General features: G+C 71.9%; 25 protein-coding genes. 6 read left to right on the forward strand and 19 right to left on the reverse strand.

Annotated features, from left to right (window positions below; all coding sequences use genetic code 11):
• Nucleotides 1–22: 22 nt before the first annotated feature.
• A complete protein-coding gene (locus T328_RS08700) occupies nt 23–1,192 on the reverse strand; it encodes a 3-deoxy-7-phosphoheptulonate synthase (protein WP_496495316.1) in 1,170 nt (389 codons plus the stop codon).
• 56 nt (nt 1,193–1,248) lie between these two features.
• Entirely contained in the window at nt 1,249–1,710 is a 462-nt protein-coding gene (locus T328_RS08705; protein WP_496495317.1) for a PhzA/PhzB family protein, read from the reverse strand.
• A gap of 759 nt (nt 1,711–2,469) precedes the next feature.
• On the opposite strand from T328_RS08705, the gene T328_RS08710 reads away from it, so the two are divergent.
• Nucleotides 2,470–3,366 (forward strand): S1 family peptidase, encoded by an 897-nt coding sequence (locus T328_RS08710; protein WP_496495318.1) that lies wholly within the window; start codon nt 2,470–2,472, stop codon nt 3,364–3,366.
• Nucleotides 3,367–3,657: 291 nt separating this feature from the next.
• Here the strand turns inward: T328_RS08710 and T328_RS08715 are convergent, their stop codons facing one another.
• From T328_RS08715 to T328_RS08755, 9 genes are all read right to left on the reverse strand, one after another.
• Nucleotides 3,658–4,806, reverse strand: coding sequence for a methyltransferase (locus tag T328_RS08715; protein ID WP_496495319.1), 1,149 nt, complete (start codon nt 4,804–4,806; stop codon nt 3,658–3,660).
• Nucleotides 4,807–5,020: 214 nt separating this feature from the next.
• The gene (locus T328_RS08720) at nt 5,021–5,377 is read right to left on the reverse strand and encodes a DUF1330 domain-containing protein (protein ID WP_496495320.1); all 357 of its coding nucleotides are present in this window, start codon (nt 5,375–5,377) and stop codon (nt 5,021–5,023) included.
• 114 nt (nt 5,378–5,491) lie between these two features.
• Nucleotides 5,492–5,998: a PhzA/PhzB family protein gene (locus T328_RS08725; protein WP_496495321.1), complete on the reverse strand. Its 507-nt coding sequence runs from the start codon at nt 5,996–5,998 to the stop codon at nt 5,492–5,494.
• 135 nt (nt 5,999–6,133) lie between these two features.
• Nucleotides 6,134–7,360 (reverse strand): FAD-dependent monooxygenase, encoded by a 1,227-nt coding sequence (locus tag T328_RS08730; RefSeq protein WP_496495322.1) that lies wholly within the window; start codon nt 7,358–7,360, stop codon nt 6,134–6,136.
• Nucleotides 7,361–7,525: 165 nt separating this feature from the next.
• Entirely contained in the window at nt 7,526–8,425 is a 900-nt protein-coding gene (locus T328_RS08735; protein ID WP_496495323.1) for an aromatic prenyltransferase, read from the reverse strand.
• A 350-nt stretch (nt 8,426–8,775) separates the two neighbouring features.
• Nucleotides 8,776–9,591: an SAM-dependent methyltransferase gene (locus T328_RS08740; RefSeq protein ID WP_496495324.1), complete on the reverse strand. Its 816-nt coding sequence runs from the start codon at nt 9,589–9,591 to the stop codon at nt 8,776–8,778.
• A 34-nt stretch (nt 9,592–9,625) separates the two neighbouring features.
• Nucleotides 9,626–10,819 carry a hypothetical protein gene (locus tag T328_RS08745; RefSeq protein WP_496495325.1) on the reverse strand — a complete coding sequence of 398 codons (1,194 nt, stop codon included), beginning with the start codon at nt 10,817–10,819 and terminating at the stop codon, nt 9,626–9,628.
• 286 nt (nt 10,820–11,105) lie between these two features.
• Nucleotides 11,106–11,783 (reverse strand): lytic polysaccharide monooxygenase, encoded by a 678-nt coding sequence (locus T328_RS08750; protein WP_496495326.1) that lies wholly within the window; start codon nt 11,781–11,783, stop codon nt 11,106–11,108.
• Between the two features lie 255 nt (nt 11,784–12,038).
• Nucleotides 12,039–12,362, reverse strand: a complete 324-nt coding sequence (locus T328_RS08755; RefSeq protein WP_496495327.1) for a plasmid stabilization protein — start codon at nt 12,360–12,362, stop codon at nt 12,039–12,041.
• Nucleotides 12,363–12,521: 159 nt separating this feature from the next.
• On the opposite strand from T328_RS08755, the gene T328_RS08760 reads away from it, so the two are divergent.
• Nucleotides 12,522–12,923, forward strand: coding sequence for an SseB family protein (locus T328_RS08760; protein ID WP_496495328.1), 402 nt, complete (start codon nt 12,522–12,524; stop codon nt 12,921–12,923).
• Between the two features lie 74 nt (nt 12,924–12,997).
• Complete coding sequence (locus tag T328_RS08765) at nt 12,998–13,576, forward strand: dihydrofolate reductase family protein (RefSeq protein WP_496495329.1); 579 nt, start codon at nt 12,998–13,000, stop codon at nt 13,574–13,576.
• Nucleotides 13,577–13,646: 70 nt separating this feature from the next.
• Here T328_RS08765 and T328_RS08770 read toward each other — a convergent pair whose 3' ends face one another.
• A complete protein-coding gene (locus tag T328_RS08770; protein WP_496495330.1) occupies nt 13,647–14,684 on the reverse strand; it encodes a Ppx/GppA family phosphatase in 1,038 nt (345 codons plus the stop codon).
• A gap of 56 nt (nt 14,685–14,740) precedes the next feature.
• Nucleotides 14,741–15,277, reverse strand: coding sequence for a GAF domain-containing protein (locus tag T328_RS08775; RefSeq protein WP_496495331.1), 537 nt, complete (start codon nt 15,275–15,277; stop codon nt 14,741–14,743).
• Between the two features lie 769 nt (nt 15,278–16,046).
• Here T328_RS08775 and T328_RS08780 point away from each other — a divergent pair.
• Both T328_RS08780 and T328_RS08785 read left to right on the forward strand, forming a co-directional pair.
• Complete coding sequence (locus tag T328_RS08780) at nt 16,047–16,694, forward strand: DUF4360 domain-containing protein (RefSeq protein ID WP_496495332.1); 648 nt, start codon at nt 16,047–16,049, stop codon at nt 16,692–16,694.
• A 342-nt stretch (nt 16,695–17,036) separates the two neighbouring features.
• Nucleotides 17,037–17,591, forward strand: coding sequence for a DUF4360 domain-containing protein (locus T328_RS08785; protein ID WP_496495388.1), 555 nt, complete (start codon nt 17,037–17,039; stop codon nt 17,589–17,591).
• A 176-nt stretch (nt 17,592–17,767) separates the two neighbouring features.
• Here T328_RS08785 and T328_RS08790 read toward each other — a convergent pair whose 3' ends face one another.
• The 6 genes from T328_RS08790 to T328_RS08815 form a co-directional block, all read right to left on the reverse strand.
• On the reverse strand, nt 17,768–18,340 hold the full coding sequence (locus T328_RS08790; RefSeq protein ID WP_496495333.1) for a GNAT family N-acetyltransferase: 573 nt from the start codon (nt 18,338–18,340) through the stop codon (nt 17,768–17,770).
• Nucleotides 18,341–18,405: 65 nt separating this feature from the next.
• On the reverse strand, nt 18,406–19,059 hold the full coding sequence (locus tag T328_RS08795) for an HhH-GDP family DNA glycosylase (protein ID WP_496495334.1): 654 nt from the start codon (nt 19,057–19,059) through the stop codon (nt 18,406–18,408).
• Between the two features lie 85 nt (nt 19,060–19,144).
• The gene (locus tag T328_RS08800) at nt 19,145–21,019 is read right to left on the reverse strand and encodes a transketolase (RefSeq protein WP_496495335.1); all 1,875 of its coding nucleotides are present in this window, start codon (nt 21,017–21,019) and stop codon (nt 19,145–19,147) included.
• 193 nt (nt 21,020–21,212) lie between these two features.
• Nucleotides 21,213–22,331: an FUSC family protein gene (locus tag T328_RS08805; RefSeq protein WP_496495389.1), complete on the reverse strand. Its 1,119-nt coding sequence runs from the start codon at nt 22,329–22,331 to the stop codon at nt 21,213–21,215.
• Nucleotides 22,332–22,591: 260 nt separating this feature from the next.
• Nucleotides 22,592–23,884, reverse strand: a complete 1,293-nt coding sequence (locus tag T328_RS08810; protein ID WP_496495336.1) for a glucuronyl esterase domain-containing protein — start codon at nt 23,882–23,884, stop codon at nt 22,592–22,594.
• A gap of 138 nt (nt 23,885–24,022) precedes the next feature.
• On the reverse strand, nt 24,023–24,934 hold the full coding sequence (locus T328_RS08815) for a hypothetical protein (RefSeq protein ID WP_496495337.1): 912 nt from the start codon (nt 24,932–24,934) through the stop codon (nt 24,023–24,025).
• A 196-nt stretch (nt 24,935–25,130) separates the two neighbouring features.
• Here T328_RS08815 and T328_RS08820 point away from each other — a divergent pair, with 196 nt between their 5' ends.
• Nucleotides 25,131–25,673, forward strand: a complete 543-nt coding sequence (locus T328_RS08820) for a tellurite resistance TerB family protein (protein WP_496495390.1) — start codon at nt 25,131–25,133, stop codon at nt 25,671–25,673.
• Nucleotides 25,674–25,804 lie beyond the last annotated feature (131 nt).

Here is a 25,804-nt window from a genome sequence, read left to right on the forward strand (position 1 = left end):
GGCCCGGTCCCGGCGGCGGCTCTCAGCGGGTTCCGGCCCAGGCGGCCACGAGCTGGTGGGCCTGGCCCGGGTTGAGCCGGGGGTCGCAGAAGGTGGTGCGCCGGCCCGCGGAGCCGATCGTGGCCATGTCGGCCGCGCACTCCGTCACCAGGTCCGGGGTCGTCTCCAGGTGCAGCCCGCCGTTGACGCCGCCGGTGGCGTCCAGGACGTCGCAGAAGCCGCGGATCTCGGCGAGCATCGCGTCCATCAGCCGGGTCTTCTGCCCGTCGGGACCGGTGACGGTGTTGCCGTGCATGGGGTCGCAGATCCACACGGCGGGATGGCCGGCCGCGTGGACGGCCTGCACCAGGCTCGGCAGCCGGCCGGTGACGAAGCCGGCGCCCATGCGGGCGATGAGCACGAGCCGGCCGGGCTGCCGGGCCGGGTCGAGCCGGTCGGTCAGCTCCGCGATGTCCGCGGGCGTGGTGCCGGATCCGATCTTGCACGCCACCGGGTTGACGACGTCGGCGAGCAGCCCGACGTGGGCACCGTCGGGCCGGCGGGTGCGCTCCCCCACCCACGGCAGGTGTGCGGAGGAGAGGTACTGCTCGCCGGTTGCGGTGCGCCGCAGCATCGGCGTTTCGTAGTCGAGAAGCAGCGCCTCGTGGCTGATCCACACCCGTTCGGCGTCCGGCCGCCCGGCGTTGACCGCGTCGAGTTCGCGTACGACGTCCTGGGCGGCCCGGAAGCACTCCAGGATGTGCCGTGGGTCGGGACGGCGGGACTCGGCGTCGGGCTCGGGCCGGTTGACCATGTGCCCGCGGTAGACGGGCAGCGTGACGTTGCCGATCTGCTCGACGGGCTTGGAGCGCGGCTTGGCGAACTGCCCGGCGATACGGCCGATCCGTAACACGGGCCGGCCGGTGATCTGGGCCGCGGTGTCGGCGAGGCCGTCGAGGAGCGCGCTCTTGCGCCGCACGTGGTACGGGGTCGACTCCGCCGGGTCTTCGGCGCAGTCGCCTGCCTGGATCAGGTGCGCGCGCCCCTCGGCGACCTCGGCGAGCCGGCGCCGCAGCCGTGCCGCACCGTCATCGGTGACGAGCGGCGGCGCGGCGTCGAGCGCCTCCCGTACCCGCCGCACCTGGCCGGTGTCCTCCCACACGGGTTGCTGTAGAGCCGGCGGCGCGTGGAATTCCTGGACTGAGGTAGGCACGTTCTCCCCCTGCCGAGTGTGCGTGTCGAGGTACGAGGGTCGTGGAGCGGTCGCCGTCAGGTCGGGATGCCTTCGCGGCGTACCGAGGGCACCTCGATGCCCAGGGCGCGGAACTGCTGGCAGGGGTTCATGAACTCGCGCTGCTGCTTGATCTTCCCGTTCTCGAAGAGGAAGGAGTGCAGGAAGTGGTTGCGGTAGTGGCCGGGCTCGTAGCCGGGGAAAATGATCTTGCCTTCGCCGTCGCACTCCACCCAGAAGCGGTCGGGGTCCTGGGTGTCGGAGATCTCGATATTGATCCAGGCCCAGTCGGGGAAGCACTTCAGGGACCAGACGGCGTGCTCGCCGAGCCGGTCGCGCCCGCTGATGACGATGGGCTCGCCGGTCTCGGTGGTCCACAGGCCGCCGGTGCCGTCCTCGGTGAAGAGCAGGTGCCGCTCCAGCCGGTCCTGGCCACGGCAGTGCATGTACTTCTCGACGATGGCGCGGTTGTGGTCGCGTACCTCATTGTCGCCGGACATAGCTGGACTCACTTCCCTTTACTCACGTGGCGGGTGGGGCGGATGCCGTGCGGACTTCGCCGTCCTGAATACGGTCAAAGGCCGCCGGGGACTTGGGCGTCGACGGGTCCGGGGCGCCCGGTCGGTTCAGTGGAATTTCCGTGTCAATGCGCAGGGCCGGTCGGCGCGGCTCAGCGAGACCGTGTGGAATTCCCGGCCGACAAGGGGGTGCCGCGGGCAAATGCCCACGCAGGCGGGGCACATGGGATGCAGAACCGCCGCGCGGGAGGCGCGGCCACGATGAAAGATCGGATTGAAACGCGTACCACCGAGTTGAACCTCCCTTGTCCCTATGTACGGATCCGGACCTGCTCCTGCACCATATCCGCCTGCCGGCCCCGTCCGGCCCGAGGTAGCAGCTTCCTAGGGACGGCTGGCAATGAATTGCCACTCCGTTTCCAGCCGTCGGTGCAATAGGTCGCCGCGGCGTCTCCGCGATGAATGTGCGCCGCCATGAAGGGCCGGGTCGATATCTGCCGCCGCGCCGGCCGACCCGATTCACCCGGCAGCTGACGACACGCCGCGCGGCGCCGTCCGGCCGGCGCGGGCGGGCGGCCCGGCGCGGTCCGGGGGCCGGGGCGGTCTTGCGCATCGCCGCCGCGTGGCCAAGACTCCCCTACGACGTGTCAGGGGCACGGCAAAACAAGCCGGGCCGCTGACGGTGTCTCACGGGGCTCGTCACCTCGAGCCCCGGGTTCCCCCAACCCGGAGGAGACATCTGTGAAGATCACGCGCACGACCCCCGACGGGGCTTCCCGCGGCAGATTGCGGCTGATCACCGCAACCGCCGGCCTCGCCGCCGTGGCAGCGCTCGCGCTGCCCGCGGGTGCGAACGCACAGGAAGCCTCACCCTCGTTCAGCGCGGCAGAACTCCAGGCCGTCGACCTCGCGGTCGGCGAAGCGGACGTCGCGGGCACCGCCTGGTACGTCGACCGCGCCAGCGACACCGTCGTGGTCACCGTCGACAGCACCGTCTCCGCGGCCGAAGTGGCCCGGATCGCCGAGGCGGCCGGCGACCACGCCGGAGCCGTCGACGTCCAGCGCACCAACGGGAAGTTCACCAAGTACATCGCCGGTGGCGAGGCCATCACCACCAGCGGGTCCCGCTGCTCGCTCGGCTTCAACGTCGAGAGCGGGGACGGCACCAAGTACGCGGTGACCGCCGGCCACTGCACCAACATCGGCAGCTCGTGGAACATCGGCACCAGGGCCGGCACCAGCTTCCCGACGAACGACTACGGCATCATCCGGCACTCCAACGCCTCCGCGGCGGACGGCCGGGTCTCGCTGTACAACGGGCAGTACCAGGACATCACCAGCGCGGCCAACCCCTCGGTGGGCCAGTCCGTACGGCGCAGCGGCAGCACCACCGGTCTGCACAGCGGGTCCGTCACGGGCCTGAACGCCACCGTCAACTACGGCGGCGGCGACATCGTGTACGGCATGATCCAGACGAACGTCTGTGCCGAGCCCGGCGACAGCGGCGGCCCGCTCTTCTCCGGCAGCACGGCCCTCGGGCTGACGTCCGGCGGCAGCGGCAACTGCTCCTCCGGCGGCACGACGTTCTACCAGCCGGTCGTGGAGGCCCTGAACGCGTACGGCGTCGACGTCTTCTAGACCCGGCGCGCATCCGCGAGGAACGGCACTTCGCCCCGGTCGGCCTCCCGCCGGCCGGGGTTCGCGTCTTCCCGCCGCCGTCGTCGGCCGGGCGGGGCGCGGTCCGCTCCCGGAGTCGCTCCGGGGAGGCGGGCACGGTTCGTGCGCGGTCGACGCCGTTGACGCCGACGAACCGTGCCCGGTGTCCGTTATCGGTCACCGATGGGGAATTCAGCCGCGCCACCGGGTCGTCGCCCCGTGCGGCGGGCCTCGCTCACGTGCACTCGCACGTGTGGGACATGGCCGGGCGGCTCAGGTGCGTTCGAACTCCAGCACCCGCAGCGGCGGCTGACCGCCGTTCACCGCCCCGACCGGGAAGTCCCGGCGCAGCTCGTACCCGGCGGGCTCGATGAGCGCCCGGTGCTGCTCCAGGGTCCGCTCCCGGCCCCCGTAGAGGACCATCATCATCACGTCCATGAGATGGCCGACGGTGGGTTCCGGCACGGAGGGCAGGACGTACTCGATCACGACGAGCGAACCGCCCCGGCTGCTCGCCTTGGCGCAGTTGGCGACGATCTGCCGCGCAGTCTTGTCGTCCCAGTTGTGCAGCACCCGGCTGAGCAGGTGCAGATCGCCCGGGGGCACCTCGTTGAAGAAGCTGCCGGGCACCAGCTCGGTGCGGTCCTTCACGCCGGCGGCGCCGAGGAAGTCCGGTGCCGTCGCCATGGCCTCGGGCCGGTCGATGATCACGCCGGCCGCCTCGGGCAGTGCCGTGAGGAGCCAGGCGAGCATCGTGCCCCGGTTGCCGCCGACGTCGACGAGCCGTGCGGCGGCCGGCGGCCGGTAGCCGGCGGAGGCCAGGGCGCCGGGCAGCCGGGACGTGGCGTAGCCCATGGCGCGGGCGAACTTCACGGCCTCGCCCGGGTGGCTGCCCAGGTAGTCCCAGAAACCGCCGGGGGCGGCCGGATCCACCTGGGGACCGGTGCGTACGTGCTCCGCGAGACCGGCCATGGCCTCGCGGATCGGCTCCAGCCACAGCACGGCCATCTCGCCGAGCCGCCCGGCGTCCGGGCCGAGCCGCTCGCCGGCCGCGGTCAGCCGGAACCGGCCGTCGTCGGTGCCGGAGATCAGCCCGACGGCCATGCCCGCACGCAGCAGCCGGCCCGTGGCGTCGGGGTCGGTTCCCGCGTCCTTCGCGATCTCGTCCGCGGTCAGTGCCTTGCCGGCTAACCGGCCGAGGATGCCCAACTCGACGATCGCGACGGCGATGGGGGTGTAGAGGTAGCCGGAGAAGAGCTGGGCCACCTGGCGTCCGGCGACGTCGTTCTCGCCTTCGGTCAGGAAGTCGAGCACCGAGTACGCACCGGATGTGCCGGCGTCTTCGCCGCGGACGCCGGTAACGGTTCGCCCGGCTCCGGGTGGGGCCGCCGCTGCCGCGGCCGCCTGTGGAGTGCTGGACAAGTGTCCTCCTCGTGAGTACGTGGGTAGTTCAGCCCGCGAGTTGCGGATTGAGTCATTTTCACCCTCGCGTCTTAAAGATCAGTACATCTCGGATTGGTGCTGAATTGGCGTCGGCTAAACACCGCCGCTCACGGCAGGGACTAGAAGCCCGCGTTCCGGTACGCCACGAAGGCCCGGCCCGGTCCCGGGCCGGGCCGGCGGTGGCGCCGCGTCGCTATCCGGTGCCCCGGGCGGCGGCGGCCTCGCGGATCGAGCGTGCCGCGGCGTTCGGGACGTAGCCCTCGGGTACACCCTCGATGAGGATGATGTCGCCCTCGATGTGGCGGGAGCGCAGCGGCGCCAGCTCCCGGTACGCCGGCGAGTCCCACCAGGCGCGCGCCTCGCCGAATCCGGGGAAGCCGATCATCACGATGCTCCCGGGCCAACTGCCCTCCATGACCTCGTGCTGGCTGGCGTGCACGAGGTAACGGCCGCCGAACGGCTCGAAGGTGCCCGGGAGCCGCTCGATGTAGTCGGCGATGTCCGGGTGCGGGGCGGCGTCCTTCAGCCTGGCGATGACGTAGGCGGGCATGGCGTTCCTCCTGGCCGGTGGCGGGTCCGTACGCTGCCGATCATGGCAGGAGGGCGTGCCGGGGTCGATTACCCGCTAGGTAGTCCACCCCGGCACGGCGGGGACCCGCGCGGGTCAGGAGGGGATCCAGGCCCGCTCGATGTGCGGCGTCTCGATGCTCAGCGCCCGCATGTGCTCGATCGGGTTGGTGTACTCGCGGCTGGCGACGATGTGCCCGTCGCTGAGCGTGAAGCCGTGGATGAAGTGGTTGCGGTAGCGACCCTGGGGGTAGCCCGGGAAGCGGATCGTGCCCTCGCCCTGGCACTCGACCCAGATCACGGACGGGTCCTGGGTCTGGTAGATGTTCACGTCGATCCACTGCCAGTCGGGCAGCACCTGCATCGACAGCTCACCGTGCCGCTTCAGCTTCTCCCGCCCCCGGACGACGATGGGCCGGCCGACGTCGGTGTAGAACAGCGACGCGGAGCCGTCCTCGGTGTAGAGGGTGTAGCGGCTCAGCCGGGCCTCGGCGCCGGTCTGCATGTACTGCTCGACGGCCGAGCGGTTACGGGAACGCAGGTCGTGGTGGTCGGTGAACACCGGAGCGACGGTCTCTGATCGGAGCGACGCTGACGAGGTCATGGCGCCTCCTGGCGCAAGCGGACGGATGTGGTGGTTGGGGGGGGTGGGGTGGTGCATGCCGTGGGGAGAGCGCGCCCGGGGCCCGTCAGCGGATGCTGACGGGCCCCTTCGGTCGCGACTCCGCGGTGTTCCCGTCTACTCCCGGCCCGGCGGGGCGTAGGAGGGGCGGGAGTTGAGCTGTGCTGCCTCGCTCTCGGCCTTCTTGCGGTACATCTCCATGATCTGGGTGACCTGTTCGCGGTCCCAGGAGTCGGGGCCCGTGGCCCGCTCCATGGCCCGGGCGGCCATGACGACGCCGTCGGTCTCCGCCACGCGGGCGCGCTCGTACGCGGCCAGGCCCGCCGGCACGTCGCCGTCCGCCCGGGCCAGCTCGTAGGCGAGCACGCGGGCGTCCAGGACGGCCTGTGCCGCGCCGTTACCCCCAGCCGGGTACATGGGGTGGGCGGCGTCGCCGAGGAGCGTGACCCGGCCGCTGCCCCAGGCGGGCAGCGGGTCGCGGTCGACCATGGGGTACTCCAGGATGGCCCCGGAGCCCGCCAGCAGGGCGGGCACGTCGAGCCAGTCGATCGACCAGTCCTTGTAGTACGCGAGCACTTCCTGGAGCCGGCCTTCGCGATGGTCGTCGATCGGGACGTCGCCGCCCTCGGGCAGCGGGCCCGGCTGGGCGACCCGTACCAGGCAGACCCAGTTGGTGCGGTCCTTGCCGATCGGGTACGCGACGAGCGTCACGTCTCCGTCGCTCACCCCGACCCACGAGCGGCCGGTGAAGAACGGCGGGACGCCCTCGGTCACGCCGCGCCACATCCGCTGGCCGGACCAGGACAGCGGTCCCTCGTCCGGGTGCAGCCGGGCGCGTACCGTGGAGTTGAGCCCGTCCGCTCCGATCAGCGCGGCGGCCTCAAGGGTCTCGACGGCGCCGCTCTCGCGGTTCGTCACGCGGACCTCGACGGCGTTGTCGTGCTGGGTGAAGTCCTGCAGCCGGGTACCGGTGCGGACGGCGTCGGCGCCGAGCCGCCGCCGGACCTGCTCCAGGAGCATCAGGTGCAACTCGCCGCGGTGGATGGAGTACTGCGGCCACTTGGAGCCGGAACCCTCGCCGCGCGGCTGGGTGAAGAGCGGGTTGCCGGACTTGTCGCAGAAGACGTTCTCGGCGGTGGCCACGCCGATCTCGGCGAGTTCGTCGCCGAGGCCCAGTTCGGTCAGTTCGCGGACGCCGTGGGTGAGGAGGTTGATGCCGACGCCGATGGGTTCGATGCGCCGGGCGTTCTCGACGACCAGCGCGTCGATTCCGGCGGCGTGCAGGCTCAGCGCGGTGGTGAGCCCGCCGATCCCGCCGCCGGCGATGAGGACGGGAGCGGTCATCAGGCGCCCCCCTCGGCTGTGCCGGGAGATCGGGTGAAGGCGTGTCCGGCTGGGGCGAGTGGGTGGTTGCGGACGTTGACTGACAGCGCGGCCGGGTCGGGTTCGGTGCGTTCTCGGCTCTCGGTCATGCTCAGCACTTGATCCTCACTGGTTTTTCGGTGGAGTTCAGTCCGCAGGACGAACCCGCTCTGAAACCTGAGATGAAAACTGGTAATACGAGGCGAGCTTGAAGAATTCGCCGCCCCGCGCCACCGTGCCGGCGTAAACGTAGCTGGGTTCGCCGCTGTGCACGGTCGGCATGTCGCGGGCGAACTTCGCGATATCGGGCTCTATGCGGGCCGGCAGCAGGTTCGGGTCCGAGGTCCGCGTGGAGAAGCACATGCGCTCGACCCGGGTGGTGTCCCAGCCGAACGTCGGGTACAGGGCGAACGAAGTGCTGATGAACTCGCCCATCTGCTCGCTCGGCTCCGGCAGCCCCATGCCGCGGAGGGTTTCCCCGATGGCGTCGCGCTGCGTGAATTCGGGGGTGAGCCCGCTGACGTAGAGATTCCACGTCCGGCTGCCGTAGTCGATGCCGATGCACGAGACCTTGCCGTCGAGCCCGGCGGCGGCGAAGAAATCGGCGTGCTCGGCGAGGGCCGGCGGAATGGACGGCAGTTCCGCGAGCGCCTTCATGCTGGCCGGCTGGGCGAGTGGGAAGAAGACGCACGCCTTCTTGAATCCGCGGGCGACGCCGAAGTCCACGGCGTAGGCGTCGAGGGGCAACCGGTCGGCGATCTCGGAGAAAAGCCCGGTGATCGGGTGGTCGACCTTCTCCAGCAGGCCGTCGGCCACGGCGGCGGCGTAGGGGTCACCGGCCTCGGTGGGCACGGTGAAGTCGAAGGCCAGCTCGCCCCGGTACTTCTTGCCCGTCCCCATACTGAAGATGATGTGGGAGTCGTCGAACCACCGGCCGAAGGTGTCCAGAGCCGGCCAGACCTTCTCTCTGGAGCACGGCGCGTCCACTAGCCGGGCGGTTTCCTCAATTGCCGAGTAGACCGTTTCCAGCTTGGTGGCGTCAGGCATTCTTCCCTCCAGGGGGTCAACCTCGGTGTTCATCGGAACAGCAAATCCTGTGACCCCTGACCGCATTCGGTTCAGTTCGCCGGCCGCGCCCACATCCGCGTCGAGAAATTACTGTCAGACGGCCCGACGCAGGTGTTGGCAAGGGGATACAAGCCACGATCGACTTGGGGACACGTCCGGATCCTCCCAGATCGCGCTTGGCGCTGACTTTACGCGCACTTGGTGATCGCTTGACATCCGCCCCGCCACCATCGAAAAGGCAGACGGCGTTTACTTATTCGTCAATTCCCTGGAGATGGCGCCTTACCGGCGGTAGGGCGGAAAAGCGGCGCCCGGCGGCGCGGCCCGTCTCACGCCTTGCGGAGTACCGCCCCGTAGGCGTCGCACGCGTTCTGCACCGGGCCGGCCGGGCGCCACTGGCTGACCGGAACGAGCCCCGGCTCCACCGGCGTCCAGCCGTCGAGGATCCGCTCCAGCTCCGCCCGGCCCCGGTCGATCAGCGGGTCGCTGGCCTGCTCGAACACCTCGATGACCGCCGGCACGCGGGAGTCGATGTCGGACGAGATGTGGTTCACCGCCAGGTAGCTGCCGGGTACGACCGCCTCGTGCACCCGGGCGACGATGCCGGCCGGGTCCTCGGCGTCGGTGAGGAAGTGCAGGATGCCCGAGAGGAGGACGCCGACGGGCATCGTGAAGTCCAGGGTGGACCTGACGACGTCGTCGAACAGGACGGTGTCCGGTTCGCGCACGTCCCCTTCGAGGGCGACGGTGTACTCGCCGTCGGCCTGCAGCGCCGCCATGTGCGCCACGGCGACCGGGTTCTTGTCGACGTACACCACCCGGGTCTCGGGGGCGATGCGGTGGGCGATCTCGTGGACGTTGTCGTAGATGTCCGTGGGCATCCCGCCGCCGATGTCGAGGATCTGCCGGATTCCGGCCTCGCCGACCCAGAACTCGACGGTGCGGTCGACGAAGAGCCGCTGCTCCCGCGTGAGCACCTTGAGGTCGGGCATGATCTGCTCGGCCTCCTGCAGCAGGTCGCGGTCGGCGTGCACGTTGTCACGGCCGCCCAGCGCGTAGTCCCAGAACCGCGAGGGGTGCGCCCTGCGCGCGTCCGGCAGCGGCAGTCTCCCCTCGCACCCGTCCGAGGTCCCGTCACCCGTCATCTGTGCCTCCGTACCCGCACCCCGGGAAATGGTCTCACTCGCCGCCGAGCGTGATCGAGGTGTCGATGAACTCGTTGGTCACCAGGTCCTCGGGCGTCAGCCCGTGCTTGATGGGCTTCTTCTGGGACTCGAAGACCGGCCCGGCGACGTCGATCAGCTCCTGCACCCGCCCGGTGTCGAACTCGCCCACCGGCTTGCCGGGGTCGGCGACGAGGTCGAGCGCGGTCATCTGCTCGATGGAGTATTCACCCACGCCCTTGGAGAACGGCTGGTCGGCCTTGAAGACGTCGCGCAGTTCGATGACCTTGTCGATGACCGGGTCCGGGTTCTCCATCAGGTCGACCGCGCCCTGCTGGATGACCGGGACCAGCTTCTTCAGGCACGGCGCCAGCTCGCCCTTGTCCGCCGGGCGGATCATCGGCGAGGGACCGGGGTTCGGGTAGTACTCGTAGGCGAGCTGCGAGGCGACCGGCCTGCCCCAGTCGGGCAGCTCCTTCTCGTAGATGTACGGGTCCTCGGTGGCGTACCCCGAGGTGGCGACGTCGCCGCCGGCCGCGACGAAGCGCGCCGGGGAGCCGTCGCCGGAGCTGTCGACCTGGTCCTTCTTCAGGATGCCCGTGCTGGTCAGGTAGTCCATGTACGGTGTCGGGACGTAGACGACGGTGGTGTCGGTCCTGCCGATGTCCTCGATCGTCTCGACGTCCGGGTGCTTCTCCGGGTCCCACATGATGACCTGCGGGTTCTTCGCCAGCAGCGACATCACGGCCAGCGTCGGCTGCTTCTCGGAGTTCTGGATCGCCTCGTCGAAACCCTGGGGTATGCCGAGGTGGATGCTGTCGTCCGTGTACATCTGCGAGGACGTCGGGTTGAAACCGATCGCCGGGCCGCCGGAGCGCAACTCCAGCTTGACGCCGGTGTCCTTGCCGCCGGAGGCCACGAGCGGGGCGGTGACCTTCTTGGCACCCGCGTCGACGTCCATGTCGTCGCCGAGGAGTTGGTACATGGCGCCGGCGGAGGTGATGTCCGGCCACCACGCCGTCTGGACCACGATCGTCTCCGGGCACTCCTTGCTGAGGTCCGTGGCGCCGCCGGTCCCGGCGGCCGGGGAGGCGCTGCTTCCGCCGCCGTCGCCGCCGTCATCGCCGCCGTCGCCGCAGGCTGCCAGCACGGACAGCATTGCTACGGCGGCGAGGGGGACCGCCTTTCTACGCACGTGGTGCAGACGCATGTGAGATCCAGTGGCGATCAGGCGGCCAGGTGGGCCGGTCGGGCTGGCGGGAGTGCCGGACGGACTGATGCCTGATCATAGACATGCCTTCCGCGCATACGTTCAGCGCGTTCGCCGGTCGAGTTCCTTTTGCAACATGGGCGTTGGAGGGCCGAAACGTCGGATTCCATACGGGCGGGGGTGGGGTGGAGCCGGTCAGCCCCACCGGTCGCCGATGCCGTGCCGTGGCTCGCGCGCACCGCCGCCGGCCGGGCTCGGCCGGCCGGCGGCGGGGGCGCCTCGGCCCTCAGAACGTCACGTCGCTGCAGAAGAAGTAGATCTGGTCCGCGTGCGACGCCTTCCAGATGGTGTAGACGATGTGGTGGCCGCTGCGGCCGGGCGCGCTGGCGTCCGCCGTGTAGTGGCTGGCGGGGCCGTACGGGCCGGCGGTGGCGACACGCTCCAGGTCGCCCCAGTCGAGTGCGTCGGTCTGCGCGTCGTACCCCTGCCGGGTCACGTACACGTAGAGGTAGTCGGCGCCGTGGTTCGCCTGGTCGAGGACGTCGACGGTGAAGTCGGTGCCGAGGTCCGAGGTCTGCCACGGGCCGGGGGTGTCCATCGAGTCGTAGCGGCCGTCCTGGGTGTGGCCGGCGCTGCACAACTGGTTGTCGGGGATGTGGGCCTCGAAGTCGCCGCCGGTGCCCTCACGGTAGAGGCCGTTCCAGTTCCACATGCCGTTGGTGTCGTGCTGCCACGCCTGCCAGCACATGGGGTCCTGCTGCTGCATGTCCGGGTTCTGGAAATCGTCTCCCCAGCGCTGCCAACAACCGTAGTTGCGGGAGACCGGGTCGGCGGTCGAGCCGTGGGCCTGGGCGGTGCCGCCGGTCCAGGGCGTCAGCAGCAGCGCGGCGGCGGCCAGGACCGCCAGGAGGGCGCGGACGGGCAGGCTCCGCGCGTCGGTGCGATCGTTCCGTAGCGATGACACTGCGACTCCTCCTCCGGGAGGGGGGTGGATGAGAGGTGCAGAAGATTGGGAGCGCTCCCAATCCACCGACCCCTCCCCCGGCCACAGCCGCACGAAACCTTTCGAGACCCGGGGCTCGCCATCCGACCGCCCCGGGGAGGGCCGACCCGGCCCCGATCGCACGCCGGCCGAGGCTCGGCGCGCTCCCGCCGCTCCGCGGACGGAAGGGGCCCGGCTCCCCCGAGCGGGTGACGGCGGGGCTCCGTACGCCGTCCTTCAGCGCCCGAGCTTGCGCTTGAGCTGGGCCTTGTTCATGGACGAGCGGCCGTGGATGTCGCGGCGCCGGGCCTCGGCGTAGAGCTGGTCGTAGGTGGGGCCCTCGGCGCCCCGGTGAGAGCGGAGCCCGCCCCGGCGGCCGGAGGAGATGTCGCGGGTGGAGGTGCGGCTCGCGGTGCGGGACTCCCCGGTCCGGGCGCGCTCCTTGTTCACGGTGCGGGCGGCGATCTCCTTCGCCCGCGCGCTGCCGGCGCCGCGCTTCTGGGCACCCTTCTTGATGTGCTCGTACTGACGCTCCCTTTTGGGGCTGGATCCGCTCGGCATGGTTTCTCCCTGGGGGTAGATCGGTCGGACGCCTTCATCGTCGGCCATGTTGAATTACGTATCAAACGGGCAAATCAGTCAACTCTTCACTCCGGTTTCCGACCGGCGGCCCGGGGCACCCGGTCCGTGACCGGTCTGCCGCACAGCGAAGGGACAGCCATGACGTACCAACCGGACGGCCGGCGCTCTGCCGCCCAGCAGGCGCTGCACACCGTCGCCGAGAACGGCCCGGACCAGGAAGCGCTGCACACGCTCGCCGAGAGCCGCGTGCTGCTGCCCGACCCGGACCCCGCCGGGGAACCGGCCGGGCCCGAGCAGGCGCAGACGCTCAGTCTGCCGATTGTGGAGCAGGGCGACGGCACCCGGCTGGTGCCGGTCTTCACCTCCGCCGACCGGCTCGAACAGGTCTTCCCGGAGATCGAGCACTACAACGCGGTGGCGCTCGGCGACCTCGCCCGCGGCTGGCCTTCGGACGGCCCGTCGCTGGTCATCGACGCGGGCGCGCCGGAAGAGATGGCGCTGACGGCCCAGGGGGTGCGTGAGCTGCTCGCGACCGCCTGAGCCGGCGGCGATGAGTTTCGCCGCGGTACGCCGTCTCCCTCTGCACACCGACGGGCCGCACCCTGGAGACCACCATGACCGTTACCTACACCTTCGACTTCTTCACCAGCCTCGACGGCTTCGGCGCCGCCGGCGGCGACTGGACCGGCTACTGGGGCAAGCAGGGACCCGAGCTGCTCGATCGCCGCCTCGGCCTGTACGAGGAGGACCAGCGGATGGTCTTCGGGGCCGGGACCTACCGGATGTTCTCGCAGATGCTGGCCGAGAGCACCGAGGAGTCCGAGGTACGCGACCCGTGGGTCACGCGGATGACACAGCTGCCGGCGACCGTGGTGTCGACCACGCTGACGGAGCCCCTCGACTGGCCGGACGCGACCGTCGCGAGCGGCGACGCCGTCGACGTCGTCGCCCGGCTCAAGGAGGAGTCCGACGTGCCGCTGCGCTCGCACGGCAGCCTGTCGATGAACCGGGCGCTGATGGCCGCCGGTCTGGTCGACCGCGTGCACGTGACGCTCTTTCCCGTGATCACCGGCCGGACCGGGCTGGCCCCGATCTTCGCGGGTGCGGCCGACTTCGACCTCGACCTGATCGAGACCCGGACCCTCGACGGCTCCATCCAGGAGCTGGTCTACCGGCCGACGCTGCACGGCTGACACCGGCCCCGTGCCCGGGCAGCCGTCGGGAGGCTAGGTCGCCGCGCTTGGTGCGTACCGGTTCCCCGGCTCAGTTCGACAAGTTGACCTGCTGCCGGATCTGGTCGAGCCCGATGCCCGAGTGCGGCGGCCTCCGCTGCCCCGGTACGCGCGGCTCGTCGCCGGCCGGGGCCGTCCACCAGCTCACGCTGCCCTCCTCGATGGTGCGCAGCAGGATCCCCTCCCGGATCGCCCAGGGGCAGATCGTGACCACCTCGATGCTCATCAGCTTCATCGCGGTGTGCGCGACCACCGCGCCGGCCAGCGACTGCCGGGCACGCGCCGGCGAGATGCCCGGCAGCCGGGCGCGCTCGGCCGCGGGCAGCCCCTGGAGCTGCTTGACCGCCCGGCGGAGGTCCTCCTGTGCCATCGTGCGCGCCACGAACGGGCCGTGCCGGCCGGGCGCCGCGCCGCAGAGGCGGGCGAGCTGCTGCATGGTGCGGGAGGTGACCACGGTGGTGCGCGGCGCCTCCCAGCGGATGCGCGCGGCCACGTCGCGCAGCCGGTGCCGGACGTGCCGGCGTACCGCCTTGACCGCCGCGGGCGGCGGCGGGTCGTGCCTGCCGAAGAACTCGCGGGTCAGCCGGCCGGCGCCCAGCGGGAGCGCGATGGCGAAGTCAGGCAGCCGGCTGCGGCCGCAGGCCACCTCGAACGAGCCGCCGCCGATGTCGAGGACGGCCATCGGCCCGGCCCGCCAGCCCATCCACCGGCGGGCCGCCAGAAACGTCAGCTCCGCCTCCTTCTCGCCGGGCAGCAACTGCAGTGCCACGTCGGTGCGTTCGCGGACGGCGCGGCAGATGTCACGGGAGTTGGGGGCGTCGCGGACGACCGCGGTGGCGAAGGCGAACGGTTCCGCGACCCCCCAGCGCCGGGCCTCCTCGCGCGCGGCGCCGACGGCCGCGGCCAGTTCCCCGACCGCCCGCTCGCCGAGCCGCCCGTCGGCGTCCGCAAACTCCGCCAGCCGCAGCTGCCGCTTGGCCGTGTGCACGGGCAGCGGCACCTGGCCGTCCGCGTCCGCGACCACCAGGCGCACCGTGTTCGAACCCGCATCGATCACGCCGACTCTCATCAGCCTCGCGTACCCCAACTGGCGGCATTTTAGACATCCTTCCTCTTAAGGAACGGTTACGCCGGGTGCCGCGGGAAGGGCACGGTGTGGTGGAGCACGCGGTGGAAGCCGTCCAGCACCGCGAGGGCCACGGCGTCGGCCGCCGTGGCACACCGCTCGTACTCGGCCGCCGTCAGGCCGCCTGACGCGCGTCTGACCATGCAGACGGCGCCCAGGACACGCTGCCGGAACCGCATCGGGAAGGCGAACACGGCGCCGATGTCGGGCAGTTCCTCCCGTGCACGGGGGCCGAACGCCGGCCAGCACCGCTCGTCGCCGTGCAGGTCGTGGACGACAACGGGGCGGCCCAGGGCGGACGCGCGCACGGACGGCCCCTCCACCGTCTCGGACTGCAGCTCCTCCAGGCGCAGCGCCATCGCGTCGGAGGCGCCGTACACCTGCCGGTACGGGGTGTGGCCGGACAGCGAGATCGCCACCGCGTCCAGGCCCAGCTCCGTGCGGAGGAGCCGGCACAGCCGGCCGGGCAGCTCACCCGGGCCGCTGTCCGCCGCGGTGTCGAACACCGACTGCCGAACGGCGAAGCGGTCGACCATTCACTCTCACCCGATACGAAGAAGACGGGGCTGATCACCGCACAAGTACCCAGGGTGCGGAATTCAGTCACACCCGTGGCGCCCGGGCCGTCTTCCGTGATCGGGGATGGGCGCCGCCCCCGCCCGGTCCATGCCGCGACCACCTCGGTCCGTACGTCCGGAAGCGGCAGCCCGGCAGCCCCCGTCCTGCCATCCGCCGGACGGCCCTGCGGGGTGGGCCGAACGGCCTTTCCGCGGGTAACCGTCCACACCGCATACGCGCGATTCTGGCCGGACTCCGGCGGCCCGTACCGGGCGTCCGAAGAAGTTGTCTCCTTACCGTCGCGTATTCCGAGCAGCTACCCGCGTAGACTTGACAGTCGCCGCCATGATGCCAACCCGGGCGAGAACCCGTTTTCGGACTCCGTGTTCCCCTCGTGAAATTCCTCTTCACACGAGCTTTACATAGCCCTAGCATGAGAACGCTCCCACCTCACGCTCCACTGAGGTCGGGGACGCATTCGGTACGGCACCCTCACCCACAGCGTTCCGCACGAATGCTTCCCAGTCCCCGAAGCCGCTCTCCCCTTTCTTCACCCTCGCGCCCGCTCGGACGTGAGGGAGCTCTTTCGCCATGCTCTGCGCCACCCTCAGGAGCGGCCGCACCGTCTCGGCCCGCCTGCGGCGCATGTGCTTTCACGAGCCGCAATCCGGCTCTCCCGTGCCCAATTCAGTGCGGTCGGCGCCGGTTTCGTCCCGGCCCGGCCCGGAGACAAAGGATAGGAGAAACATGTCCGGTAAGTTGATTGCTGGTGGAGCCCTGGCGGCCTTAGTCGCCACCACCCTCTCCGCTCAGACCGCGGCGGCGGACGAGGATCCGGCCGACGGACCCGACGAGCAGATAAGAGTCAGCATCCAGACCATCAACGGCTCGGGGTGCTCCGCCGGCACGGCGGCGGTGGCGGCCAACGCCGACAACACGGCGTTCACCGTGACCTACAGCGACTACCTGGCGGCGGCGGGGGCCGGCGCCAGCCCGATCGACTTCCGCAAGAACTGCCAGCTCAGCCTGGTGCTGGACGTCCCCTCCGGGTTCACGTACGCGATCCAGAGCGTGGACTACCGCGGCTACGCGTACCTGGCGGACGGCGCGTCGGGCCTGGAGCAGGCGTCGTACTACCACATGGGTTCGCCGGAGACGGCCACGAGCAGCCAGAGCTTCGAGGGCCCGTACGACGACAACTGGCAGGTGACCGACTCCAAGGAGTGGGCCGAGCTGGTGTGGGCGCCCTGCGGCGAGCAGCGGAACTTCAACGTCAACACCGAACTCCGGGTGTACCGGGGCTCCTCCGACCAGCAGGCGACGAGCCTGATGACGATGGACTCCACCGACAGCGCGGTGAGCACGAAATACCACCTGGCGTGGAAGGAGTGCTGAAATACCGCGACGGGTAAGCACCTTACCCGCGGTACGCATTCGGAGACGGCGGCGGAATTCCTGCCCGTCCCGCGTTGAGCGCCGGTATGCCGCCGGTGTGTCTTGACGGAATCCGGCCAGCAGGCCCCTTTGCCGCCCGCTCGCCAGATTCCGCCCGCATGGCCCGCTCTTGGGCATTGCCGTGCCCGGGAAACGGCCCATCCGACCGATTGGAGAACCATGACTCTTGTCGCAGGCAGTGTCCTGGCAGCACTACTGGCCGCGACCGTCAGCAGCCCCATCGCGTCGCCGTCCAACGATATCGCGACGCCGCCCTCCTTCGAAGACGTACCGCCCGACCAGATGGCGATCGAGGTGCTCACCGTCAACGGCACCGGCTGTGAGCCGGGCAGCGCCGCCATCGCGGTGTCCGAGGACAACCAGGCGTTCACCGTGACCTACAGCAACTACGCGGCCGTGGTCGGGGTCGGCTCCACGCCGACGGACTTCCGCAAGAACTGCCAGCTCAACCTGGCCGTCAAGGTGCCGGGGGGCTTCACCTACGCCATCGCCAGCGTCGACTACCGGGGGTACGCCTACCTGGAGGACGGCGCGACCGGCATGGAGAAGGCGTCGTACTACTTCCAGGGCTCGCCCGACACCGACACCTTCACGCACAACTTCACCGGGCCGATGGACGACAACTGGACCGCGACGGACGAGACCGACCTGGAGTCGCTCGTCTGGGCGCCGTGCGGGGAGATCCGCAACTTCAACATCAACACGGAGCTGCGGGTCAACGCCGGCACCTCGGACCCCACGACGACCACCAGCATGCTGACCATGGACTCGACGGACGGAGACATCGAGACCACGTACCACGTCGCCTGGCGTGAGTGCCTGCCGGGCGAGGACTGATCCGCGGATAGCGGGGACACCCGCCCCGCGGCGGGGGGAGCAGCCCGGGGGCATCGCAGCCCCGGGTTCCCGGCGCGGGCGCGGGGGTCCGTGGGCAGCGGGGCACGGGTCCGAGGTGCGTGGGTGCGGGTGCGTGAGCGCGGGGGTGCGGGTGCGTGGGTGCCCCGCTCCGCCGCTCAGCGCAGGTCGAGCCGCATCAGGACCCGGGGGTGCCCGGAGAGCACCGAGGTCGTGTCGGCGGCGTGGGTGAAGCCGGCGCGCTCGAAGTTCTTCCGGATCCCGGCGTACGCCATCGTCAGGTCGACCCTGGCGGAGCCGCTGTCCAGCGGGTACGCCTCGACCGCCGGGGCGCCGTGGGCGCGGGCGAACTCCACCGCGCCGGCGATGAGGGCGTGCGAGATGCCCTGCCTGCGGTGGCCGGGGCGTACCCGGACACACCACAGCGACCATACCGGCAGGTCGTCCACGTGCGGGATCTTGCGGTTGCGCGCGAAGGTCGTGTCCGCGCGCGGCGCCACGGCGGCCCAGCCGACGGGCTCGTCGCCGTCGTAGGCGAGCACGCCGGGCGGCGGCTCGGCGGCGCACAGCCCGGCGACGTACTCGCCACGGGCGGGGCCGCGCAGCTCGTTGTTGGGCCGGGACGGGATCCGGTAGCTCAGGCACCAGCAGACGTTGGCCCCCGGGGACTTCGGGCCGAGCACGGCCCGGACGTCCTCGAAGACGTCGGCGGGGCGGACGTCGATGCTCATGCCACGAGGGTGCCATGCGGCCGGGCACCAGCCCGGGCCGGTGCCCGGCCGTACGCAGCGTGCGCTCACGCGTGCGCGTGCTCCCTGACGTCGTCCGCCACGCTCTTGTCGAGCGCGCAGCGCACCAGGGCCGCGGTGAACAGCGGCAGTTCCGGTTCGCCCACCAGCCGGGCGAGCCGGGCCGGGTCCTTCGGCAGGTCCACGCGGCCGGCGCCCTGCACGACCTTGGCGTCGACGTACGGGGCGGCCTCCGGCCAGAGCCCCTGGACCTCGCGGAGGAAGATAGCCGCGCCCGTGGGCCCGAGGCCGGGCACCTGCTGCAGCAGCTCACTGAGTCGGCGGACGTCGCCGTCCGCCTCGCGGCGCAGCTCGCGCAGGTCGCCGCCGTAGGTGTCCAGCAGCAGCCGGGCGCCGTCCCCGAGCCGGGTGGCGGTGCTCTCGTCGTAGCGCCGGTAGCCGCCCTCGCCGAGGGCGTCGACCCGCCGCTGCCAGGTGGCGTCGGCCATCCGGCGCGGGCCGCGCAGCCCGGCGTCGAACAGCGCGCGGGCCGCGGCGACCGCCACGCTCGCCCGGATCCGGGTGCTGAGCAGGCAGGAGAGCACGAGGAGCTGGTAGAGGGGCTGGGGGGTGTCCTTGAGCCGAATGCCCGCGTCCTCGGCGTACGTGCGTCCGTACGCGTCGAGGAGTGCGTGCACCGTGCGCTTCTCGTTCTTCGTCACGGGTCCGTCCTCCACAGCTCGGAATCCGTTCTGTCCGGTGCTGTCCGGTGTTGTCCGGTGTTGTCCGGTGCTGTTCACGGCCTTGTCAGGCGCCCCGGGCGCCGTCCGCCGCGACGAGGTCGCGGGCCGCCGCCGCGACCGCCGCCGCGTCGATGCCGGCCGCCGCGAGCTGCTGCGTCCCGGTCGCCGAGCCGGGCATGGTGCGTACCGCCAGCCGGGCGAGCCGCGGGACGTGGCGGCCGTCGGCGAAGGCCTCCGCCACCGCGTCGCCCAGACCGCCCTGCGGGCGGTGGTCCTCGACGGTGAGCACCCGGCCGGTCAGCTCCGCCGCGGCGCGTACGGCGTCGGTGTCGAGGGGCTTGACCGAGTACAGGTCCAGCACGCGCGCCCCAATGCCCTCCGCGGCCAGCAGGTCGGCGGCGGCCAGCGCCTCGTGCACGGTGACCCCGGCGGCGGCGATCGTCACGCGGTCCCCGGGCGACGCGCGCAGCAGCTTGCTGCCGCCGACCGGGAAGTCGTCGTCGGGCCCGTAGAGGACGGGCCGGGCGCCGCGCATCGTGCGCAGGTAGCGCACACCCGTCAGGTCGCCGTCCGCCATGGCGGCGACGAGCCGCGCGGTCTGGTTGGCGTCGCAGGGGTGCAGCACCGTGCTGCCGTGCACGGCGCGGAACATCGCCAGGTCCTCCAGCCCCATCTGCGACGGGCCGTCCTCGCCGATGGCGACGCCGGCGTGCGAGCCGACCAGGTTGAGGTTCGCCCGGCCGATGGCGGCCATGCGCACGAAGTCGTGGGCGCGGGTCATGAACGCGGCGAAGGTCGCGGCGAACGGCGTCCAGCCGCACGCCTGCATGCCCACGGCCGCCGCGACCAGCTGCTGCTCGGCGATGTAGCACTCGAAGTACCGGTCGGGGTGCTCCTTGGCGAAGAATTCGGTCCGCGTGGAGTCGCCGACCTCGCCGTCCAGGGCGACGAGGTCCGGCCGCACCGTGCCGAGCGCCGCCAGCGCCTGCCCGTACGCGTCGCGCGTGGCCACCGAGTCCCCGACGTCGTAGAGCGGCAGCGCCGGATGCGACGCGGACGCGGGCGGCGGAGCGGCGGCGGGCGGCGGGGCCTGCGGATCGACGCGCACGGCGTCGCCGGTGCCGCCCAGCTCGGCGATCGCCGCCTCGGCGTCGGGCAGCGGCTTGCCGTGCATGCCCTCGCGGTTCGCGACGGCCGCGACCCCGCTGCCCTTGACGGTGCGGGCGAGCACGGCGGTCGGCCGGTCGGTCACCGCCTCGGCCTCGGTGTACGCGGCGTCCACGGCGGCGACGTCGTGCCCGTCGACCTCGACGGTGTGCCAGCCGAACGCCCGCGCCCGGCGCGCATACGCGTCCAGGTCCCAGCCGTGCCGGGTGGGTCCGCGCTGGCCGAGCCGGTTGACGTCGACGATCACGGTGAGGTTGCCCAGATGCTCGTACCCGGCGTGCTCGAACGCCTCCCAGACCGATCCCTCGGCCATCTCGCTGTCGCCGCACAGCACCCACACCCGGTACGGCAGGTGCCCGAGCCGCTTGCCCGCCAGCGCCATGCCGACGCCGATGGGCGGCCCCTGCCCGAGCGACCCCGTGGCCACGGCCACCCACGGCAGCATCGGCGTCGGATGGCCTTCGAGCCTGCTGCCCAGCTTCCGGAACGTCAGCAGCTCCTCGTCGTCGACGGCGCCGACCGCCTTGAGCGCCGCGTACAGCAGCGGCGAGGCGTGCCCCTTGGACAGGACCAGCCGGTCCGCCCCGGGGTGGTCGGGCCGGTCGACGTCGTAGCGCAGGTGCCCGGCGAGCAGGACGGCCATCAGGTCGGCCGCGGACATCGACGAGGTCGGGTGGCCGGATCCGGCGGCGTCGGCGGCCCGTACGGCGTCGACGCGCAGCCGGCGGCCGAGCGCGGCGGGGAGGCGCGGATCCACGGCGGCGGCGGTCATGTCGTTCTCCTTGCTCGTGCTGGGCGCGGTGTGCGGACCGCCGGAACGGCGGTGGGCCGGCCCGGTCCCGTACGCGTCGCCTTCGTGCAGGTCACAGGGGGCGGGTACCACGCCCGGGCGGGGTCTAACGGCCGATCTCGGGTACCGCCGCGGCGACCGGGGCGGGGACCGGGGCGCGGGCGCCGGGGCGCGCTCAGCGGGTGAGCCAGGCCCGGAGCCGGGGCAGTCGGGGCAGGTGCTCGCGGAGGTCGCGCCCGCTGCGGTCCAGCCCCTCCAGCAACCGCGCGGAGCGGTGCTCGGTGTCCAGCTCGTCGAGGATCCGGTTGAGGTCGGCGAGCAGCGCCCCGTACAGGAACCAGTTCTCCTCGTCGCGCTCCACGCTGTCCAGCAGCAGCGCCTCCACCCGGTCGCGCAGGGCACGGGCCGCCCCGAGGTCGCCCTCCAGTCGCCCGGCCGCCGTCTCGGCACTCGCGGACACCTCGGTCGACACCAGCTGCGCGAAGCTCACCAGCGCGTCCCCGACGTACCCGAACAGGTCCTCCAGCGCCGCGCCGACGTCGCGGGGGAACAGCGGCTCACCGCCCTCCCGCGCCTTCGCCAGGTCCGTGAGCCCCCGGGTGAGGGTGCGCACCACCACCGCGCAGATCTCCAGCGCGTCCAGCCCGGTGCGCAGCACCACCCGGTGCATCAGGGCCTCCCGCACCCGGGGATTGAGCCGCAGGCTGTCCTCGGCCCGGCGCAGCGAGGCGTCGACCTCGCCGATGGAGTCGTCCAGCTCGCGCGCCGCGCGCAGCCGGTCGGCGGCCACGGCGGGCGGCGTGACCACGGTCAGCTGCTCGGCGCTGCGCAGCAGCAGCCGGCGCATGCGGCGGGCCAGGTCCTCGATCGCCTCGCCGGCGGTCTCCACCCACACCGGGGGCGCCAGCACCAGGTTGAACGCCAGCCCCACGGCGGCGCCGACGAGCGTCTCCAGGATCCGCGCCCACGCCGTGTCGCCCACGTGGGTGACGCCGAGGACGAGCATGGCGCTGATCGCGACCTCGGGCACGAACTCGTTCACGCGCACGACGCGGCCGGCCACCAGCGAGGCGAAGATGATCAGCCCGAGGCTCCACCAGCTCAGCCCGACCAGGAGGCTGAAGCCGCTGGCGATGAGCACCCCGAGGACGACGGAGTTGACGCGCCGGATGCCGGTGGTGAGCGTGGCGTAGAAGGTCACCTGGACGACGAGGAGCGCGGTGAGCGGCGCGGTCAGCGGCTTGGGCCCGCTGCTGAGCGGGAGGGCGACGACGTACGCGATGGTCGCGGCCATGGTGGCGCGGAGCGTCTGCCCCACGGCGGGCGCGCGGACGCGCTCGGCGAGGCCGGCCAGGAACGGACGCCGCCGGACGGCGTCGGCCACGTCGAACCTCAGCGCTCCTCCTCGTCACGTCGCCGCCCCGGGCGCCGCGGCGACCCGCCGCGCACCGATGGTCAACCACAACGTCTCACAGGGACCGCCGCCTCTCCCGCGCAGGGCCACCCCCTCGGCGTACGCCGAGGGGGTGGCGGGGGCGTGGCGGGCCCGCCGGGTCAGCCGCCGGCGGTGAGGACCGGGGTCTGCCAGTTGCGCCACTCGGCCAGGTTGCCGGGCTTCTTCGGCGAGATCCGGAACACGCCGGGGGCGCTGCCCGTACCCTTCAGGAACGTCGCGATGCTCTGCTGCAGCGGCGCGCGCCACTCGGACCGTGACGCGCAGTGCGTACCGTCCTGCACGTCGGACCAGTAACTGATGTTCTGGCCCGCGCCGAGCGCCTTGTAGACCTCCGCCCCGCCGAGCGCCGCCACGCTGCCGGAGGTGGCGCCGAGCCAGTCGACGTGCGGGTTCTCCATGATGAACAGCCCGCGCGGGGCGACCATGCCGACCATCTCGTGGGTGTCCACCGGCAGCTGCGCCGGGTTGCCCTGGTACGAGCCGAACTCGTCGCCCAGCCACGGCTGTTCGGAGTACGCGCTGGTCAGCGGCTGCGCGCCGCTCTCCCGTGCGACGCTGCGGAGGGCGGGCGCGCCGGCGGTCCCCGACTCGATCGGCATGGTCAGCGCGATGCGCTGGTCGAACGCGCCGGCCACGAACGCGCCCTTGCCGAAGCGGGAGCAGCCGGTGACGCCGGTCGCCTCCGCGCGCAGCACGCCGCCGTCGGACTGCTCGATCACGTCGATGATCCGGCTCACGCCCCAGGCCCAGGCCATGAGCAGCCCGGTGCTGCTGGAGGAGCCGTAGACGCTGTAGAAGGCGCCCTGCTTGTTGTCGCGCGGCGTGCCCTCGCGGCCCACGGCGTACGGGTCGAAGTTGACGACGGCGGCGCCCGCGGCCTTGATCGCGGCCGTGTCCGCGCCGAACCCGCCGTAGACGATGACGGCGGGGAACGGGCCGCTGCCGCTCGGCAGGTCGACGCTGGCCGAGAAGCTCGCGCTGCGGCCCTGGTCCGATACGTTCACGGTGATGCCGGTCGAGGAAACGCTGCCGGTGACGCTCGCCGGCTTCGCCGGCTTCTGGCCGTAGATCGTGCGCTCCGCCAGCTCCCTGATCTCGGCCCGGCGGCAGCGCCAGTCGGCGGTGGTGGAGATCCGCGTGCCGTCCAGCCGGGTGAAGGGGTCGGGCAGCAGGGAGTTGCTCGGCGTGGTCGGGCTGGGGACGGGGCAGTCGGCGCCGTCGTCCTCGACCGGCGGATCGGCCTCGGCAACGGGATCGGCGACGGGCTCGAAGCGCTCGGCGGCGGCTCCCGGCCGCGCGTCGAGGGTCGCGGCGAGGATCGCCGCGACGGCCAGGACGGCGGTCACCGCCCAGGTGAGTGCCCGGTGCCGGCGGAGCGGGTGGAAGCGCATGGGAGGACCTCCAAACAGAGCGGGAGCGCTCCCACACGGTAGGTATACGTCCAGGACATGACAACAGTGATTTCCAGTCACTTTCGCGATGTAGAGCGAAACTTTCGAAGCCCAGCATCAGCCCCGGTGGCCCGTCCCTCAGCCGCCGACCACGGCGCTCGACGGCACCCGGTCGGCCGGCACCGAGAACACCGCGACGTACGGCTCCGGGTCCCGGCACGAGTCGCCGGCCGGCAGCGGTCGCAGCCGCTCCGCCGTGATCTCCAGCAGCACCTCGTCGCCGCAGCCGCGCCCCTCGAAGGCGAACCGCCGCGCCGGGCCCGGCAGCTCCGAGTCGTAGCCGCTCCCCAGCTCGCCCGCCAGCACCGTCGCCGCCTCCCCGGGCAGCGGGCGTACGAAGGTGTCGAACTGGTCGGGCTGGCTGACCTCGGCGGCCCGCGGCTCGCGCGCCGCCGCGGCGCGGTCGTCCAGCGGGGCGTAGGCGAGGAGTGTGGCCGGTCCCGGCGGGTCGGGCGAGGTGCCGCCGATGGCGGGGTTCGCGCCGACGTCCTTCTCTGGGACGGCGAAGACCGCGAGCACGTCCCACGGGCTCGCGCACGTCTGGTACGTCGTGGTGCCGGTCAGCCGCGCGGAGTAGCCGGTGCCTTCGGCGTACGTCAGCACCGCGCCCTCCGCGCTGGTGCAGCCGCTGCTCCACGCCAGGGCGACCAGCGCCTCGGCGCCCAGATCGCGGTCGAGCAGCTTCTCCCGCAGCTCGACGCCGATGCCGTCCTGCGGATACCAGCCGGCGAACACCTTCACGTCCGCCGGTGAACGCAGCATCGTGCTGACCGCCGCGAGCCCGTGCCCCTGCTCGAAGTGCACGGTCTGTGCCCCGGGCACCACCGCGTCCCCGTCGCCGCCCGGACCGGAGCCCGGCGACCCGGTCGATCCCGTCGAGTTGCCCACCGCCCACCACACGCTCGCCACGAGCAGCACGCCCGCGACGACCGCCGCGGCCACCGTCCACACGCCGCGGCGCCGCCACGCCACGGTCGAGTCCCCCGTCATACGTCCCCCTCGATTCCCCCGTACGCCGCTACGACGGCGCCGCGCCCCCGCCGGTTCCCCCGGACGGGTGCATCCGGAACCTCAACGTCCCGCGGGGGCGTTAAGTGACTGACCGCGACAGCGCGGTCTTCCGTACGACGACCGGAACCGACGAGTCGGGCGGCACGCCCGCAACCCGAGGTGGCATTCAGTGTCGATGTTTGATCGGATCAAGGACCAGGCCAAGGGGCTTCAGCAATCCCGGGGCGGTGCGCGGCCCGGCGGCCAGGGCTCCGGCGGGGCGGGCTCGGGCGGCGGGTCCAAGGCCCAGCTCGTGAGCATGTTCAAGACGCAGCTCAGCTCGATGAAGACGGAGCTGAAGAGCGGCGCGTACCGGGACGCCAGCATGGCGATCTGCGCGCTCGTGGCCGCCGCGGACGGGCACGTGCACCCGGCCGAGCGGGAGCGCATGGACTCGCTGATCGTGAGCAACGACGTGCTGCAGAACTTCCCGCCGGAGCAGCTGCGGCAGCGCTTCACCAAGCATCTGGACCGGCTGACGGTCAACTTCCCGCAGGGCAAGGCGGAGGCGATGCAGGAGATCGCCAAGGCCCAGAAGAAGCCCGCGGAGGCGCGGGCGGTGATCCAGACCGGGTTCGTCATCGCGGGCGCCGACGGTCACATCGACCCGGCCGAGCAGCAGGTGATCCGCGAGGCGTGCACGGCGCTCGGGCTGTCGCCCACGGAGTTCGGTCTCTGAGTCCGGAGAGTCCGGAGCCCGCGTGCCCCGTGCGCCTTCGGGCGTACGGGGCACGTCGCGCCCCGGCCGGCGGCGGTTCCCAGGACCCGCCGAAGCGGGCCCGCCACAGGTCGCGGAGGAGCGCGATCCCG

Source organism: Streptomyces sp. CNX435, from assembly GCF_059570575.1.

What these genes read in the sequence shown, in the direction of transcription:
- T328_RS08735 (WP_496495323.1), bottom strand. Translation starts at nt 8,425, where the DNA reads ATGCCTGACGCCACCAAGCTGGAAACGGTCTACTCGGCAATTGAGGAA.
- T328_RS08820 (WP_496495390.1), top strand. Translation starts at nt 25,131, where the DNA reads ATGTTTGATCGGATCAAGGACCAGGCCAAGGGGCTTCAGCAATCCCGG.
- T328_RS08705 (WP_496495317.1), bottom strand. Translation starts at nt 1,710, where the DNA reads ATGTCCGGCGACAATGAGGTACGCGACCACAACCGCGCCATCGTCGAG.
- T328_RS08805 (WP_496495389.1), bottom strand. Translation starts at nt 22,331, where the DNA reads ATGGCCGCGACCATCGCGTACGTCGTCGCCCTCCCGCTCAGCAGCGGG.
- T328_RS08780 (WP_496495332.1), top strand. Translation starts at nt 16,047, where the DNA reads ATGTCCGGTAAGTTGATTGCTGGTGGAGCCCTGGCGGCCTTAGTCGCC.
- T328_RS08760 (WP_496495328.1), top strand. Translation starts at nt 12,522, where the DNA reads ATGACGTACCAACCGGACGGCCGGCGCTCTGCCGCCCAGCAGGCGCTG.
- T328_RS08730 (WP_496495322.1), bottom strand. Translation starts at nt 7,360, where the DNA reads ATGACCGCTCCCGTCCTCATCGCCGGCGGCGGGATCGGCGGGCTCACC.
- T328_RS08790 (WP_496495333.1), bottom strand. Translation starts at nt 18,340, where the DNA reads ATGAGCATCGACGTCCGCCCCGCCGACGTCTTCGAGGACGTCCGGGCC.
- T328_RS08755 (WP_496495327.1), bottom strand. Translation starts at nt 12,362, where the DNA reads ATGCCGAGCGGATCCAGCCCCAAAAGGGAGCGTCAGTACGAGCACATC.
- T328_RS08720 (WP_496495320.1), bottom strand. Translation starts at nt 5,377, where the DNA reads ATGCCCGCCTACGTCATCGCCAGGCTGAAGGACGCCGCCCCGCACCCG.
- T328_RS08745 (WP_496495325.1), bottom strand. Translation starts at nt 10,819, where the DNA reads ATGCGTCTGCACCACGTGCGTAGAAAGGCGGTCCCCCTCGCCGCCGTA.
- T328_RS08810 (WP_496495336.1), bottom strand. Translation starts at nt 23,884, where the DNA reads ATGCGCTTCCACCCGCTCCGCCGGCACCGGGCACTCACCTGGGCGGTG.
- T328_RS08725 (WP_496495321.1), bottom strand. Translation starts at nt 5,998, where the DNA reads ATGACCTCGTCAGCGTCGCTCCGATCAGAGACCGTCGCTCCGGTGTTC.
- T328_RS08770 (WP_496495330.1), bottom strand. Translation starts at nt 14,684, where the DNA reads ATGAGAGTCGGCGTGATCGATGCGGGTTCGAACACGGTGCGCCTGGTG.
- T328_RS08765 (WP_496495329.1), top strand. Translation starts at nt 12,998, where the DNA reads ATGACCGTTACCTACACCTTCGACTTCTTCACCAGCCTCGACGGCTTC.
- T328_RS08740 (WP_496495324.1), bottom strand. Translation starts at nt 9,591, where the DNA reads ATGACGGGTGACGGGACCTCGGACGGGTGCGAGGGGAGACTGCCGCTG.
- T328_RS08800 (WP_496495335.1), bottom strand. Translation starts at nt 21,019, where the DNA reads ATGACCGCCGCCGCCGTGGATCCGCGCCTCCCCGCCGCGCTCGGCCGC.
- T328_RS08775 (WP_496495331.1), bottom strand. Translation starts at nt 15,277, where the DNA reads ATGGTCGACCGCTTCGCCGTTCGGCAGTCGGTGTTCGACACCGCGGCG.
- T328_RS08785 (WP_496495388.1), top strand. Translation starts at nt 17,037, where the DNA reads ATGGCGATCGAGGTGCTCACCGTCAACGGCACCGGCTGTGAGCCGGGC.
- T328_RS08815 (WP_496495337.1), bottom strand. Translation starts at nt 24,934, where the DNA reads ATGACGGGGGACTCGACCGTGGCGTGGCGGCGCCGCGGCGTGTGGACG.